Consider the following 15,843-nt stretch of genomic DNA (forward strand, 5'->3'; position numbering starts at 1 on the left):
GCCCATGTACATTTGATCCATCGCAAGGTATTGGTCGCTTATGTTGTAAATCTCAACAAAATCATCGCAGCCTTCGGGCGGGTTAAACAAAATTTCGTTAATTACAAGATCGTGCTCCTCAGGTGCAACCGGTTTTTTGAAGTTGAAAGTTGTTGGCTCCATTACATTGCGGTTGCAGTCTTCAAAATTGTTAAGCGTAATGGTGTAATTTATATCATGTGCAAGTGGTGCTGTAAGCTCCATGATGATTTCCCTGCCTTTTGGGTGTGGTATGTGCAGATTTGAAATGTTAACATCGTTGCTTGTTAGATTTTCGATGGATGCTTCGGGCCACAAAGGGCTGTCAAATTCAATTTGAATGGTAGTGTCGCCCGGAAGAATGTAATATAAAGCTTCTGGCTTTTCATTGTCGGCATTTTCAGCAAAAACAGCATTTTGCATATTCGGTGTACCAAAATTTTCTGATGTGCTTGTGCGCCAGTTTTCTGAATCGCCACAAAGATGTTCAGTGTCAATCCGCTCAAGTGCATAGCCGCCAAGTTCAGCTAAATTGTTATCGTGCCATTGGTCGTCATAGTCCACCCATGTGATGTTGTTGCCATCTGCGTCATTGAGCTGAAGCAATGTGCCGCCATCGCTAAGGTCAGAATCGTCGAAGAGGTAAATTGCATTTTCCGGTGCATCGGGATGAGCTGCTATATATTCGGGTAAAATGAGTAAGTAACCGTTGGGGGGAATAACATTGGCCGGAAGGGTCCATGTTCTGCTTCCTGCTTGTAGTGTCCATCCCTGTAACGATACATCTAAAGAATCTCTGTTGTATAATTCAAGATATTCATAAGCAATTCCCGTTTCGTTATTAGGCTCGGCCAGTATTTCATTGAAGATTATTTGCTGGAATTCTGACGGAACAAAATAGAAGCTGATCACTGTATCTGCCATGGCATTGCCACAGTAATCAACTATATTGCTAATAGTGATCTCCATTGCTGTTCTGGGAGGCAGGGTTTGTGTGGTGGCAATTTGCCAGATCTTTGGGTATTCGGGATTGGTGGAGAAAACTACATTACCCGGATCGGGACTTATGGTGATGTTGTCGGAGTTAATGAGCTGACCGGTTACAGTCTCTGAAAATTGAACTGTAATTGTATGGTCATCAATTACCGAGACTGATGCTACAGAAGGTGGGGTGTTGTCGGGGTTTTGTGCATCAACAGAGTTGATTGTTCCGGGTGTACCCCCAACAGAGCTTTCTGATGCATGCCAGTTGTTGGCTTGTGCACACCATGTATCCGGATCTATTTGTTCAATACTCCAGCCGCCATCTTCTTTTTCAGGGTCATGATACCAATTTGGTGTATAGCTGATACCATGAATTACCTGTCCGCTTGAGTCTTTTAGTGTTACAGGTTTCCCATCATTTGTTAATGCTGATGTGGTGATGAGGCCAAGGGTTTCACCATAAATGGAGTACTCGTCGGTGGCTGCGCTGCTTGTAATTATTAAGTAGCCGGCAGGTGGTATGGTATACTCCGGGAATATCTCTGTATTATCATCAATTTCAAGCGTCCAGTTTGCCAGGTTAATTTCATAATCTGAGCGGTTGTAAAGCTCAATATAATCGTACTCAGGCAGGCCAACAGGTGGGTATGTATCAAATAGAATTTCATTTATAACGATTTCACCGGGTAGAGGAATGAAGTAGGTGAAATATGCTGAAGTATCATTCGCTAAATTGCCTTCCATATCTTGCAGGGCAGAAATATTCAAGGTGTCTTGTTCGCGGTTGATAAAATCGTTCTGAAAGTATAGGTTTATAACACTGCCATTTGCGTCAAAGCTTAAGGATTGTGGTACGCCAGCTTTTGCTGCCTCAAAATTAGTGGTCGTAATAAGTGAAGTATCCAGCGATTCTGAAAAAGTCAGCGAAAGGGTATTTGCGTTTTGCACAGTTATTTGTTCAAGTGCAGGTGGAATGGTATCATAAATTATTTCTCCAATATAAATGCTGTCCATGTAAACAACACGCTCTTCAGAGGGAGTGCTGATGTTGGTGCAAATACCAAAATAATTACCAGTTGTGATTTCCTGATCTGCAGAAGTTCCTCTCAATGTTGATGCTTGTTCATATATACCTTCATCAATGTAGAGTTTCCAGCCATCGGCTTCAGTACGCGTAATTTTGACGCTGTAGGGTTGCGGTGTGCCTGAATCGCTTCCATCCGGAAATCCTGTTTCAATAATGGGTGTTGATATCGTTCCGGTCTGTTTATACAGTATAAAGGTGTCATCTGCTCCGCCATCGAATCTTAAAAAATATCCGTAAAAGTCCGGGTTGTCGGAGTCAAGCTGTTCTGGGGCGTTTGTTGAAGCATTGAGCAAAATATAAAAATCGTTCGTACTTGAAATACTCCAATTGGCACCGTCAGCTATGGTGAAAGACCACTGGCCAAAAGAGCGTAGGGCTTCGAAAGAAATGGTTTTGCTTCCGGTATTCTGCCTTGAGCGTAGCATGGCGCCGTCTGTGACATATTCTGAGCTAAAGCTTCCATCTCCTTCGATGGGGGGATCAAGAATTTCAAAATCTGAAACCTCACCCTGCCATTGAGGGTTGGTATTAAGGTTAAAATCACTGAATGATTCGGTTATGTTTTGGTTGAGTATGGCAGGCGTTATGACCTGAATGCTGGTATCAATTGTATTTCCTTCGAGGTCTGCTACACCAGAAACATCAAGCGTTAAGCTTTGGCTTGCCTGTAATCCTGAATTGAATGTCAATCGTAATTTGTCATGATTATTGTGTACATAACCTACCAAATCTGGTGAGCCAGTGCCTTGCAGATTGTAATTTGAAATATTGTGCGCAGTAACGGAGTCTGTGTATTCATCAAAATGTAAATCAATTGTCTTAGTGCTTGTTACTAAATGTTCTGTAATAAACGGTGGCTGTTCATCGGTAATAAAATCTCTTGTAATAATTTGATCTATGTATGCTACACGCTCGGGCCCGGGGTTTGCAATATTGGTCACTATACCAAAAAATGATGAGTTTGTGATTTCGTTGTCTGTTGCTGTACCCAGGAGGTTTTGAGGATCGAGGTACAGGCCTTCTTCAATAAATAAATTCCATTCCCCACTACTATTGCGAGTGATTTTTATGCTGTATGTTTTAGAGGCGGTAGCATCATCGCCATCGGGGAAGTTGGAATTTAATATTAATGTACTTGTTGTACCGGTTTGTTTATGTAAAGTAAAGCTGTCGCCTTCATTACCGTCAAACCTTAAATAGTAGCCGTTAAAATCGCGACTGCCATCTTTTAATTGTTCTGGATCATTAGTATCGCTAATCAAAACAACATAAAAATCATTTGATCCTGATATTGCCCATCCTCTGCCATCTGCAATTGAGAAAAGCCATTCGCCATAGGCCCTTGTAGAGGCTGTAACGAGGGCAGCATCGCCACTATCGGCTGCTGAGCGCAATAGACTACCATCGTCGTTCCACGTTTCGTCTATACTTCCGTCACCTGAATTGGGCGGGTCTAATACGGTGAATTTTTCAGTGTCGCCTGTCCATTCCGGGTTGGTAGTAAAGTTCATGTCTGTAAAGGACTCTGAAAGCTGGGCGAGCGTTATGTTTGAGCAGAATAGTAATCCGGTGAAAAGGTATAGCGCAATTATTCGCATCTTTTATTAATTTTGTGATTGATTTACGATTAAAGCAAACGCAATAATTATTGAATTGAAAAATACAAATAATTGCTTTTACGTACAATCAATAATCAATCTATTATTCACATATTTCACCGATAAAAATCATTAGGTTATGAAACTTGCTGTTGTAGGAGTTACAGGTTTGGTTGGAAGAAAAATGTTGGAAGTGCTTGATGCGTATAGATTTCCTGTCGATGAGCTTATTCCTGTGGCTTCAGCCCGTTCGGCGGGCCAGAAGGTCGAGTACCAGGGAACAAGTTATACGATAGTTGAACCCGAACAAGCAGTTAATCTTAAACCCGATCTCGCGTTGTTTTCAGCTGGAGGAAGCGTATCAAAGCAATGGGCTCCGCGTTTTGCCGAAGTTGGATGCAAAGTAATTGATAACAGCAGTGCCTGGCGCATGCACAAAGATATTAAATTAGTGGTACCTGAGGTAAATGCCCACGTGTTGAGCGCTGATGATATGATTATAGCAAATCCAAATTGCAGTACCATTCAAATGGTGATGGCTTTAGCTCCGCTCCATTCGAAATATAAAATTAAACGTTTGGTAATTTCTACTTATCAATCTATTACAGGTACTGGGAAAGATGCTGTAGATCAAATGAATAATGAACGAAAAGGTATAGCGGCAAATAAGGTTTATCCGCACACGATTGATCTGAACTGCCTTCCACATTGTGATGATTTTCTCGATAATGGCTACACTAAAGAGGAGATGAAGTTAGTGAATGAGACAAGAAAAATCTTGTCTGATCAAACCATTGGAATAACGGCAACCGCTGTGCGGGTTCCTGTTACAGGAGGGCATGCCGAATCGATCAATGCAACCTTCCACAATGATTTTGATTTAGCGGAACTTCGAGAATTACTCAATAAAGAAAAAGGCATGGTGGTTGAAGATGATCCCTTTAATAATGTTTATCCGATGCCCATTAATAGCCATGAACGCGACGAAGTTTTTGTAGGCCGCCTGCGGCGCGACGAATCTCTCCCCAATACCTTAAATCTATGGGTTGTTGCTGATAATTTACGTAAAGGCGCTGCTACGAATGCGGTTCAAATTGCTATGCATCTGAAGCAAAAAGGGTGGTTGTAATATAAATATCCAATTCTCCCTATGATTTTTTGATACTGAACAAACCCATTCTGATTTTACAAAAATCTGAATGGGTTTGTTTTTTATTGTGTTACTAAAACTGGCCGTTTTTTACTTCAAAAAATCATTGAAGTAATCTGTTACTTTTTGCATAAGATGAATTCGGTCTTTACCCCTGACATTATGTTCTGCTTGAGGATACACAAAGTAATCCACCGGAATGTTGTTTTTAATGCAGGCTCTTAAAAAAGCAAGGCTGTGTTGTTGAACTACCGTTGGGTCCATGCCCCCATGTATAATAAGCAATTTTCCTTTTAATTCGGGAGCCATATCAATCAGGCTGGTTGATTTATATCCTTCCGGGTTTTCTTCGGGTGTGTCCATGTAGCGTTCGCCATACATAATTTCATAATACTTCCAGTCAATAACCGGGCCACCTGCAACGCCAACCTGGAAAACCTCCGGGTGGTGTGTCATCAGAGATGTGGTCATGAATCCTCCGTAACTCCATCCATGAACACCTATTTTGGTAGTATCTACATAGCCCAGTTTTTTCAGAAACTTTATACCTCTTAATTGGTCTTCCATTTCGAGTTTTCCCAATTGTCTGTGTGTGGCATTTTCAAAAGCCAGTCCCCGGTTTGCCGATCCACGATTATCAATAGTCAACATTACATACCCGTTTTGCGCCATATATTGCTGCCACATTCTCGCACCGCCCATCCATCTATTGCTAATTAACTGTGCATGGGGACCTCCATACACGTAAACTATGGCTGGATAAGTTTTTGTTGAGTCGAATTCTGTTGGCTTTATTAAGCGGTAATATAAATCAGTTTTTTCATCGCCGGCTTTAATGGTGCCTATTTCCATCTCTCCGAGAGCATACGGTTTTAATGGATTTTTCGCTTTTTTTAATGTGTGTTTTTCAAGGGTGTTGGTATTTATCACTTGTGATATGCCCGGCACCTCTGTTGATGAATACCGGTCAGACAGATAATTGGCGTCGGTGGATAACTCGACCCGGTGGTATCCAGGGCTTTGCGTGATCTTTGTCTTTTTTTGCGAATTCTTTATATTTATTTTATAAGCATGACGTTCTAAAGGGCTTTCTTCGGTTGATACGTAGTAGGCATATCTGCCTTTGGGGCCAAAGCCTAAAAACTGGGTTACTTCCCAGTTCCCGCTGGTAATCTGGCCTTTTCCTTTGCCTTTCGTTGTATACAGGTACAAATGATTATAGCCATCTCTCCTGGTTTGATAAACAAATTTGTCATCATCCCCAGGTATAAAATGAATTTTGTGATAGGGTTCAACATATTTTTCATGTTTTTCCTCAAAAAGCGTGTTAACAAGTGCGCCGGTTTTTACATCGTACTTGTTAAATTTCATATGGTTTTGCTCGCGGTTAAGTACCTGTATGTATATATATTCTTCATTTGGACCCCAGGAAATATTTGTCAGGTATTGTTCTGATTCTGCATTTTCATCTTCTATGTAGATGGTTTGATTTTTATCAACATTATAAATACCAAGACTAACATGCTCACTTGGTGTGCCGGCCATGGGATAAGGCGTCATCTCAGCTTCTGCTGTTCTGCTTGTAATGTCTACAAGTGGATAATCCGTAACATCTGAATTATCTTTAATATAATAGGCCAGGTAATTCGCTTTTGGTGACCAAAATGTACCTTTCGATATCCCAAATTCTCTGCGACTAGCAGATTGACCATAAACAATGTCTTTATCTCTCGACTGTGCTACAGTTATTCTTGCGTTTGGTTTGATAATAAATAAGCTATTCCCATTTGTAACAGCAACCATATCTTTTGATAATTCATCAGGATAATCAAAGTTGTTATCTGTTGGTTGAAATGTAAATGTATTTTTTATGCTATTATCGACAGTGCTATAAACATAGAATTTATTCTTATTTCTAAAAAGTAAACGCTCATTATCGATCCAGTCTGGGCTGGATAATCGTTTTAATGAATCAGCTTTTATTGCATTTAAAGCGGCATTTAGGCTTTTAAGAGTTAGCAGTGTGTCTTTTTGTTTTGTGTCTGCATCAAATCTTATGATTTTGTTCTCTTGCGAATAAGTTAAATGTTGGGTTTGAGGTTGCCAGTATCCATAAATCGAGCTGGGGTAAAGTCCTCTCCATTGGCCAATTACAGCATCTTCCATCGTAAATTTATCATCCTGTGCCCAGGATGGGTTTGCAATTGCTACAACAAAAACAGTAAGTATTAATACTAGATTCTTCATATGATTATGTTTTAATTATTGCGAAAATAAACAGTTCGCTTCATTCTGCTTTTGGTCTGGTTTTCTCTAACTCAATATGTTGTTTGAGAAAAGCATAAGTAATACTGTTAATATTCGTACCATTAGTTTGTTATTTTTTGTAAAAATAACATTTTCGTGTTAAAAATATGTTTATGTGCTCATATCAGGGGAATTTACCTTGTAGAATTACTTTTTTTTTGCTTAATTGCACTAAATACACGTGTAAAATTATAATTATGGTTTACATAAAGCGGTGTTTCATTGTTTTATTAATGGTATTACCATTTATTCTATTTTTTTCTTCATGTAAGAACGGTCAGAAAACCAAGGACGATGCAATAAAACAAAAAGTTATAACACAGTCATCGGATTCATCGCAATCCCGCATTGTAAAGCTTAATAATAAACTTTTTAGTGTGCCATCCCCATACCAGGCAGCAATTTTTATCAACGAACAGGAGCTGCCATACAATAGTGAAGTTTTAAACGATCTTCAAACATCACATTATAATTCTACTTTCTTCCGGTCTGCTAATCTGGGAGTTTATGGAGCCGATATGGCATACATAACACTTTATGAGCAATCTCCTGATGCCATGAATTATTTCAGTGTAATTAAGGGCCTGGCCGAGAAACTCCAGTTGATGGGAGCATTTAATAAAAGTACAATCGAACGTATCGAAAATAATATCGGCAATCAGGACTCTATATTGCAAATACTGGGAAATACATATCGCAGTGCCGATGGCTATTTTAAAGATAATGATCAGGAGCACCTGGCGTGTGTGGTTATCTCAGGCGGTTGGATTGAGAGTATGTACTTGATGACACATTTAGGTGAAAAGGTCAATGATGCTTTAATACAACGTGTTGGAGAAAATAAAATACCACTTGACAATTTACTTGAACTGTTAGCACCATATAGTAACCGTGATCAGGATTACGAAAAACTGGTAGGCAAACTCCTGAACCTGGCTAATATTTATGAAAGGGTTAGTATTGATTATGCTTATATAAAATCTGAAACCGATCCTGATAATAAATTAACTAAAGTTCAAACCAGGACAAATGTTACCATGGATAGAGCAACACTCAATGAAATAAAGGAAAAAATTGGTGAGATTCGTGCCTTCATTGTAAAAGGCGAAGCAGTTTAAAAACTATAAAAAGCACTGGAGAATGAAATATTTATTGATAATACCACTATTTTTCATTGTAACTTTAAGTTCTGCCCAGCCTGCAGGAATTATGGAAACATGCCAGAATTATTTTAAAGATAAATATATTTCTGATGGTCAGCAGTACCGTGCATTGCTGGCAGGTGAGGAGGTTGCAGAGTTTCACGCTACTTTTTATAAAGATAACAGATATAGGTTGGTAGCATGTGGTGCCAGAGACAATCAGACTATTGTTTTTAATGTTTACGATAAAGAACGTAACTTGCTTTTTTCCAACAAAGACTATGACAATACTCCCTATTGGGACTTATATTTTTCATCAACAACCGATTGTATTATCGAAGCCAGACTCGATACAAATATCCAAAGTTCTGGAATTGTTTATCTTTTGATTGGGTTTGAGCATTAATTATTCCATAAATGAGCGAAAGGATTCTTAAAGCTTTAATGCAGCTATTTGCCATTATTGCCAAGCCATTGGCAGATGGTAGCGACAGAAGACTTGTTGTGAATTCTTTTCTCAATCAAATGCTTAACCAGGAACTGGCCAATGAGTATTTGCAGGTTTACGATTACTATTACTCCATTTATCAGAAAAAATTAAGCGTTAAACATAAGCGCAAAAAAAGCATTGCCTTAAGCTCTGTTAAAGTACTTAAGATATGTACTGAAATTAATAATGAACTCACACACCAACAAAAACGCGTTGTACTTTTTCGTTTGCTGGAGTTTATTAAAACCGATAATGAAATATCAGATCAGGAGTTGGAATTTGTTGAGACCGTAGCATCTACATTTTATATACCCGATAAAGAGTTTATTAAAATAAAGGCTTTTGTACTCTACGATTTTGATCGCCTGCCTAATAGTTCGCAATTACTGGTGATTGATAACCAAAAAGATGATCCGGATATGCTGGTTAATCACATCCAGACTCCCGGTATGAGAGGGCAGGTGAGGGTTTTCTCTATTGTAGAGGCCAATATGTATGTGATGCGCTATATTGGTGATGATGAGCTCTATCTTAATGGCCAACTTGTGCAGCAAGATAAAGTTTATGTGTTGACTTTTGGTTCATCAATGCGCAATTCCCGCATAAAGCCCATATACTACAGCGATATTATTAGTGCTTTCAGTGACCTTACACGCGACGAACTTATAAAGTATGATGTGAAAAAGGTATCCTACCAATTTCAAAACGGTAATACCGGATTACATGAAATTTCATTCACTGAAGAGTCCGGAAACCTTATTGGTATTATGGGGGCCTCAGGTGCTGGTAAAAGCACACTTTTAAATGTATTGAATGGAATATATAAACCCAGTGAGGGAGAGGTGCTTATTAATGGGTACAACATTCATGAGGAGGAAGATAAAATACAGGGCCTTATCGGGTATGTATCACAAGATGATCTGTTAATTGAAGAGCTGACGGTTTTTCAGAATCTGTATTATAATGCACTCCTCTGCTTTGGAAACCTATCGAAACCTATCATTTTAAAAAAGGTTGTCACGGTATTACAAAATCTGGGTTTGTATGAGATAAAAGATATGACCGTGGGTAGTCCGCTTAATAAAAAAATCAGTGGCGGACAACGGAAAAGACTCAATATTGCACTGGAATTAATCAGGGAACCATCTGTGCTTTTTCTTGATGAACCCACCAGCGGCCTCTCTTCGCGGGATTCAGAGAATATTATGGACCTGCTAAAAGAATTAACGCTCAAGGGTAAACTCATTTTTGTTGTGATTCATCAACCAAGCTCCGACATATTTAAAATGTTCGATAAATTGTTGTTGCTTGATTATGGCGGCTTCATGATTTATTATGGGAACCCGGTTGATTCTATTATGTACTTCAAATCCCGCATTCACCAGGCTGACTGGAACGAAAGTGAGTGCCATTGTTGTGGTAACGTTAATAGCGAACAAATTTTCAATATTGTCGAAGCAAATGTGCTTGATGAATATGGAAATCTAACTAAAACACGTAAAATAGGCCCATCAGAATGGTCCAGAAAGTTTCTGCGCTCCGACAAAAATCCATACCTCTTCCAGGAAAAAGAAAAACGGAGCCTGCCTAAAATTGACTTTAAGGCACCGGGTTTGCTAAAACAGTTCAGAGTATTTGTAATGCGCGATGTATTGTCGAAGTTTTCTAATAGACAATACATGTTAATTAATATGCTCGAAGCGCCCTTGCTGGCATTCATTCTCTCCTTTATTGTAAAGTTTTATAATGTTGATGCCACAAATAAACTTGGGTATACACTTTTCGAAAATAATAACCTGCCGGTCTATATTTTCATGTCTGTAATTGTAGCCATATTTATTGGCCTAACAGTTAGTGCCGAGGAAATAATTAAAGACCGGAAAATATTGCGCAGAGAGCGTTTTCTAAATTTAAGTTGGTTCAGTTATTTAACCTCCAAGGTTGCAATTTTGCTATTTATAAGTGCCTTGCAGGCTTTGCTTTTTGTGCTTGTCGGGAATTCTGTGATGGAAATACCCGGAATGAATTTTCACTATTGGCTTATGCTATTTTCTGCATGGAGTGTAGCCAATATGATGGGGCTTATTATTTCTGACTTATTTAAAACGGTAGTCACCATTTACATACTTATTCCATTCTTGGTTATTCCACAACTTATCCTGAGTGGTATTATTGTAAGGTATGATCAACTCAATCCCAGTGTATCTTCACCAACCTCAATACCATGGTACGGGGAGATTATTGCGGCCCGCTGGGCCTATGAAGGGTTGGCAGTTCATCAGTATAAGAATAATGCTTTTGAAAAGGATTTTTATCCATACAACAAGGTCATGAGTGAGGCTGTTTACCATAAGGATTATTGGTTGAAAGAGATTGAAAATAAACTCAATACCATTGACCGGCAGTTAGGTAATGATGAGACAAATTCAGAGAAGTTTGCCTACAACTTGCGGCTTGTCAGAGAAGAGTTGAAAAAGCAAATACAGGAGAATGAGCTGTTTAGTTTCGCTCAAACCGACCAAATTACGCCTGATGGTATAAATCAACAAGTTATTCAGAATGTGCGTCGATTGTTAGAAGATATGCGTAAATATTATATCAACCTTTATAATAGTGCATCTCGTCAGAAAGATGAACTTCTGGAGGAAAAACGAGCAAAACTTATGGACAATGAATCATTTATAAGGCTTAAAATGAATCATGCCAATGATCAACTTAGCGAGTTTGTTCGTAACAGCAATTCTTTTGATCGTATTATAGAGTATAACGGGCGCTTATATCAAAAGATGGATCCAATATATAAAGATCCGGAACCTGGGTTTATCCGCGCGCATTTTTATTCGCCATACAAGAAATTCCTTGGTAGTTTCTTCCCGACTTATTGGGTGAATTTCATTGTGCTGTGGCTAATGAATATATTATCTTTTATAATTCTTTATAAAAGGTGGTTGGTTAAATTGTTTGCCTGGATCGAAAAGGTAGTAGAGCGGGTGAAATCCTGAAAATAAAAGTTGCCTCTGAAAGCGAATTTCAGAGGCATTATTTTTTTACTTATATAAGTTACTCTTCGATTTCCATCATTTTAAATGGAATTTTTATAATAGATTGGTAATCTTCGCCAGCTTCAAGCATATCTTCATCATCTTCTTCGTAGTGCCAGTTAATGACTACTTCATTTCCACCTTTGTAAATGGCTTCAAGCTTTTTGAATACATCGAGAATGCACTTAGAAGAACTGGTATTGAAATACTCCAATTGAATATCCACCTCTGTTAGTTCTTTGGGGTTGTTCATGTATTCCTCTAACCAGTCTACCAATGGTTTGTAAAACTCAATAGAGTTCTCAGGTATTGAACGGCCTTTAATTTCGATGTTACCTTTTTCAGCGTTAAAATTGACCGTTGGAGTTTTTGGAGTACCTTCAATTTTTATTGGATCCATATTGTCTTTTCATTTATTGTTTAATCTCAATACTAAAATCGAAAAAAGATAATGATTTTTTATCAGAATAAAAATTATAATTAATCTTATTTTCAGCTTTCCGTGCAATGTCTACAAGACCTAAACCCCCACCACCTTTGTCGCTAAATTGTTGGTTGTCAAGTATCTCCTTGTAGAGTATTTTGAGCTCATCTTTTGATAAGTTGTTAATTTTATCTATATGTTTTTTTAAGAAATTCGACTTTTGTTCATCTACAAAATTGCCTGTTGTAATTTTTATGGCATTTTTACTATAAGTAATTATCATAATCGAGTATCGTACATCTTTTTTTTGCGTGCCATTTAAAAATACTGGATACGAGTGATGAAAAAGATTTTGTAAAGACTCAATAGCAACATTGTACACTTTTTTTCTGATTTTTTTACTTGCGTCAACTTCTTCAAGTTTATTTTCAACAATTAAAAGCAAATCGGTCAGCATGGAATCTGATAATTCACCTTTAAACGTGAATATCACTTGTTCCTTTGTTTTTTCAGCTATCCAATTTTCTAAGTTAAAGGCCATTTGCCGTTTGCTTCTTTACATTAATAACAAATATATAAATTTTTGTTTATTAGGGCCTGACATTAATTGTTAATGATATATTAAGAGATTTAATGGTACCTTACTAATACTTGAAGGTTATTTATATTTTTTTGCTTTTTTATGGCAACCCAATTCATACTTATACGGTTTTCATTGCACTCGCCACATTCGTGTATGTCAATTGTATATGTGATGTTGTTGTCTGTGTCACTATAGCTTACTTTCCTTTCATAAGTAACAATACAGCCTTTTGCTTCTGTTTTGGCTCCTAAAAGTGTTATTGTATCAAAGTTGAGTTGGGGCCTCGATGGACTTGGAGCACAACCAAGGGTTTGTTGTACACTATCGATTGTGAATTGGGGTAATTTCTTGTATAAAACTGTATCATTTACAATGATTTTCGATGTATCGAGTACACTGTAACATTTGCCCATTTCGACTTCATATAAAATTAAACCGCTATTGCCACCATAATCAAGGCAGTCTTTTTCCTCTTTGCAGCTCGCGATTAAAACAAAAACCACTGCCAATATGTAGATAGTGTGCTTCAAAATATTCAGTATTATTGGCCAAATATATAAAAACACTTATGGTTTATAGTGAAAAAATATAACTTATTCTGATTAACAACGAGAAGTGTTAAAAAAGTTTGTGAATTGCATATTATTTCACAAACGCTTTGTATTTTTGAAGATTGACCTATGATAAAGATTTGATATGATTTACACACTCGGAGAGGCTGTATACGATATTCTTTTTAAAAATAATCAGCCCGCGGCATCGGTTCATGGTGGAAGTATGTATAATGTTGCCATATCAATTGGTCGCGCAGGAAAGGATGTTGCTTTTGCGGGATTTTATGCCGATGATTTTTTAGGAAATCAATCCAGGTTTTTTTTACAACAAAATGGGGTCAGTACCGAATGCTATCGACCCGTAGCAAAAGCGAAAAGTAACCTTGCACTTGCTTTTTTAAATGAACAAATGGTGCCGGAATACAATTTCTACAGGGATGAACGCTTAAATGGACACCCTTTTGAAATAGAATTTTCCACAGCAGAGTTTCTTGTAACGGGATCTTTTTATGCCATTGATGACGACAATTTTGGCAATGTGCTGGATGTCGTTGAAAAGTCGCGGCAAAACAATGTTAATGTGGTTTACGATCCAAATATCAGAAGCAAACACCTTGATGAGCAACCTGAGAGATATGAAAGAATTGCGCGTATGATTGAACTGGCCGATTTAGTTAAGGTTTCTGCGGAAGATCTTTTTCATATTACCGGCAGCAAAAGTCATGATGACTGGAAAAAATACCTGAATAAGCATAGTGCTCAAAAATATATTTTAACGCAGGGCGCTGGTCCGGTAGAAGCAGTGTTTAATGATGAGCATTTCATATTCCAGGTGCCTGAAATAGATGTTGTAAGTTCTGTAGGCGCTGGTGATGGATTTACTGCGGGATTTGTTTCATATGGTATAGATGCTATTCAAAACAGAACACATTTTGAGTTGGCTGTAAAGCGTGGAATTAGTTTTGCCGGAGCGGTATGCAGAAGTAATGAGAACTATATTGCTGCGGAAAACGGTAATTGATTTGAGTATGGGCAAACAACAGCTAAAAAAATATTTCAGCCAATTATCCAAAGAGGACCTGGAAGACCAGATAATTGAACTGTATACAACTTCGAAGGAGGTGAAAAAATACTACGATTTTTTGCTTAATCCTGATATCAGAAAAATTATTGATGAGTGGAAAGCCAAAATCAGTAAAGAGTATTTTCCGGTTTATGGTAAAAGAGTTAAAGCCCGGCGAAGCATAGGCCAGAAAGCCATCAGGGAACTATCATTTCTTGGTGTGCCGCCTGACATTATTGCGGATATAAGGCTTTACGCCATTGAGATTGCCATACTCTTTACCATTGAGCAAAACCGTACGAATGTGGCATTTTTTAAAAGTTTTGAGACACAATTTAAAAATGCTTTAGATTATATGCATAAAAATGGCATACTTTCTGATTTTAAAAGCCGTTGCCGGCAAATTGTAACCCGTGTAAATGAAGCGCAATGGTCAAACAGAAGGAACTTTGAGTTGTTATATGCCCGGTATCAATTAAAACATAAGCAATGATAGTTATTCATATACTCATATTACTTGCCTCTTTTTACGCACTGGGTGTAATTTGTGATCGGTACTTTATTCCGGCGCTAGATGAAATTGGTACTAAACTTAAAATGCCTTCAGACGTGGCAGGTGCAACACTTATGGCTGTTGGCTCCTCGGCTCCTGAGCTGTTTATAGCACTGTTTGCGGTATTTGTGCCTGCCGAATCCGGCGAAATAGGCGGACATGGTGAAATTGGTGTGGGAACAATTCTTGGCTCAGCCCTTTTCAATTTGCTCGTAATCAGTGGTGCAGTTGCAGTTGTGCGCACGGCAGTAATTAATTGGAAACCTGTGGTGCGCGATCTCGGATTTTATTTGTTAAGCGTGCTGCTGCTTGTATTTACATTTCTTGATGGAGCAATTCTTTGGTGGGAAGCCATTTTACTGCTGGTCTTGTATGCAATGTATGTATGGGTAGTAATGAAATGGAAACACTGGGTGCATTATAAACCTGAAGCGGAACCTGAGGTAGTTAATGAGCCTGCCGTTAAGAAACCGGGCATAATTAATTTTGTTTTTAAGTTAATGTTCCCCTTCAAACACTATATTGGACAGTTTCTTGCAAGTATAACATGGATTGCATTTTTTAGTTGGGTACTGGTGGAAAGCGCCATTGAGGTAGCCCACTTTTTTGATATTCCTGAAGCAATTATTGCATTAACCGTACTGGCTGTCGGTACTTCCATTCCAGACCTGATTTCTTCTGTGCTGGTATCCAAAAGAGGTAAGGGCGATATGGGAATAAGCAACGCCATTGGCTCCAATGTGTTCGACGTGCTGGTGGGGTTAGGTTTGCCCTGGATTGTTTTTCTCGCACTCTACAATAAACCAATCCATGTTGGTAACGAAACCCTGTTTACATCGGCATTAATTC

12 protein-coding genes are annotated in these 15,843 nt (G+C 38.3%); 7 read left to right on the forward strand and 5 right to left on the reverse strand.

Features of this window, described 5'->3' with window-relative positions:
- Positions 1-3,687 (reverse strand): lamin tail domain-containing protein (locus VJ937_RS01190; RefSeq protein WP_324065094.1); only part of this gene is annotated, 3,687 nt, incomplete at its 3' end.
- Between the two features lie 139 nt (positions 3,688-3,826).
- Here VJ937_RS01190 and VJ937_RS01195 point away from each other — a divergent pair.
- The gene (locus tag VJ937_RS01195; RefSeq protein WP_324065095.1) at positions 3,827-4,816 is read left to right on the forward strand and encodes an aspartate-semialdehyde dehydrogenase; all 990 of its coding nucleotides are present in this window, start codon (positions 3,827-3,829) and stop codon (positions 4,814-4,816) included.
- Between the two features lie 111 nt (positions 4,817-4,927).
- On the opposite strand, the gene VJ937_RS01200 is transcribed toward VJ937_RS01195, so the two are convergent.
- Positions 4,928-7,084, reverse strand: a complete 2,157-nt coding sequence (locus VJ937_RS01200; RefSeq protein ID WP_324065096.1) for a S9 family peptidase — start codon at positions 7,082-7,084, stop codon at positions 4,928-4,930.
- Positions 7,085-7,341: 257 nt separating this feature from the next.
- Between VJ937_RS01200 and VJ937_RS01205 the strand changes: the two genes are divergently transcribed.
- The 3 genes from VJ937_RS01205 to VJ937_RS01215 are packed head-to-tail and all read left to right on the forward strand — an operon-like array spanning position 7,342 to position 11,778.
- Complete coding sequence (locus tag VJ937_RS01205; RefSeq protein ID WP_324065097.1) at positions 7,342-8,262, forward strand: hypothetical protein; 921 nt, start codon at positions 7,342-7,344, stop codon at positions 8,260-8,262.
- A gap of 22 nt (positions 8,263-8,284) precedes the next feature.
- On the forward strand, positions 8,285-8,692 hold the full coding sequence (locus VJ937_RS01210) for a hypothetical protein (RefSeq protein ID WP_324065098.1): 408 nt from the start codon (positions 8,285-8,287) through the stop codon (positions 8,690-8,692).
- A gap of 11 nt (positions 8,693-8,703) precedes the next feature.
- Positions 8,704-11,778 (forward strand): ATP-binding cassette domain-containing protein, encoded by a 3,075-nt coding sequence (locus VJ937_RS01215; protein WP_324065099.1) that lies wholly within the window; start codon positions 8,704-8,706, stop codon positions 11,776-11,778.
- Positions 11,779-11,836: 58 nt separating this feature from the next.
- On the opposite strand, the gene VJ937_RS01220 is transcribed toward VJ937_RS01215, so the two are convergent.
- From VJ937_RS01220 to VJ937_RS01230, 3 genes are all read right to left on the reverse strand, one after another.
- Entirely contained in the window at positions 11,837-12,217 is a 381-nt protein-coding gene (locus VJ937_RS01220; protein WP_057952262.1) for a DUF1987 domain-containing protein, read from the reverse strand.
- Positions 12,218-12,230: 13 nt separating this feature from the next.
- Positions 12,231-12,782: a SiaB family protein kinase gene (locus tag VJ937_RS01225; RefSeq protein ID WP_324065100.1), complete on the reverse strand. Its 552-nt coding sequence runs from the start codon at positions 12,780-12,782 to the stop codon at positions 12,231-12,233.
- Positions 12,783-12,871: 89 nt separating this feature from the next.
- Complete coding sequence (locus VJ937_RS01230; protein ID WP_324065101.1) at positions 12,872-13,354, reverse strand: hypothetical protein; 483 nt, start codon at positions 13,352-13,354, stop codon at positions 12,872-12,874.
- Between the two features lie 166 nt (positions 13,355-13,520).
- Between VJ937_RS01230 and VJ937_RS01235 the strand changes: the two genes are divergently transcribed.
- From VJ937_RS01235 to VJ937_RS01245, 3 genes are all read left to right on the forward strand, one after another.
- Positions 13,521-14,399 (forward strand): PfkB family carbohydrate kinase, encoded by an 879-nt coding sequence (locus tag VJ937_RS01235; RefSeq protein WP_324065102.1) that lies wholly within the window; start codon positions 13,521-13,523, stop codon positions 14,397-14,399.
- Between the two features lie 7 nt (positions 14,400-14,406).
- Positions 14,407-14,934, forward strand: a complete 528-nt coding sequence (locus tag VJ937_RS01240) for a DUF6155 family protein (protein ID WP_324065103.1) — start codon at positions 14,407-14,409, stop codon at positions 14,932-14,934.
- Positions 14,931-15,843, forward strand: a 913-nt coding sequence (locus VJ937_RS01245) for a calcium/sodium antiporter (RefSeq protein WP_324065104.1), incomplete at its 3' end; no start/stop codon positions are given. The genes VJ937_RS01240 and VJ937_RS01245, both read left to right, overlap by 4 nt.

Source organism: Salinivirga sp. (assembly GCF_035268865.1).
Taxonomy (GTDB): Bacteria; Bacteroidota; Bacteroidia; order Bacteroidales; family Salinivirgaceae; genus Salinivirga.

Coding starts and splice junctions, on each gene's coding strand:
- VJ937_RS01195 (WP_324065095.1), top strand. CDS start 3,827: ATGAAACTTGCTGTTGTAGGAGTTACAGGTTTGGTTGGAAGAAAAATG.
- VJ937_RS01225 (WP_324065100.1), bottom strand. CDS start 12,782: ATGGCCTTTAACTTAGAAAATTGGATAGCTGAAAAAACAAAGGAACAA.
- VJ937_RS01235 (WP_324065102.1), top strand. CDS start 13,521: ATGATTTACACACTCGGAGAGGCTGTATACGATATTCTTTTTAAAAAT.
- VJ937_RS01210 (WP_324065098.1), top strand. CDS start 8,285: ATGAAATATTTATTGATAATACCACTATTTTTCATTGTAACTTTAAGT.
- VJ937_RS01220 (WP_057952262.1), bottom strand. CDS start 12,217: ATGGATCCAATAAAAATTGAAGGTACTCCAAAAACTCCAACGGTCAAT.
- VJ937_RS01205 (WP_324065097.1), top strand. CDS start 7,342: ATGGTTTACATAAAGCGGTGTTTCATTGTTTTATTAATGGTATTACCA.
- VJ937_RS01215 (WP_324065099.1), top strand. CDS start 8,704: ATGAGCGAAAGGATTCTTAAAGCTTTAATGCAGCTATTTGCCATTATT.
- VJ937_RS01240 (WP_324065103.1), top strand. CDS start 14,407: ATGGGCAAACAACAGCTAAAAAAATATTTCAGCCAATTATCCAAAGAG.
- VJ937_RS01200 (WP_324065096.1), bottom strand. CDS start 7,084: ATGAAGAATCTAGTATTAATACTTACTGTTTTTGTTGTAGCAATTGCA.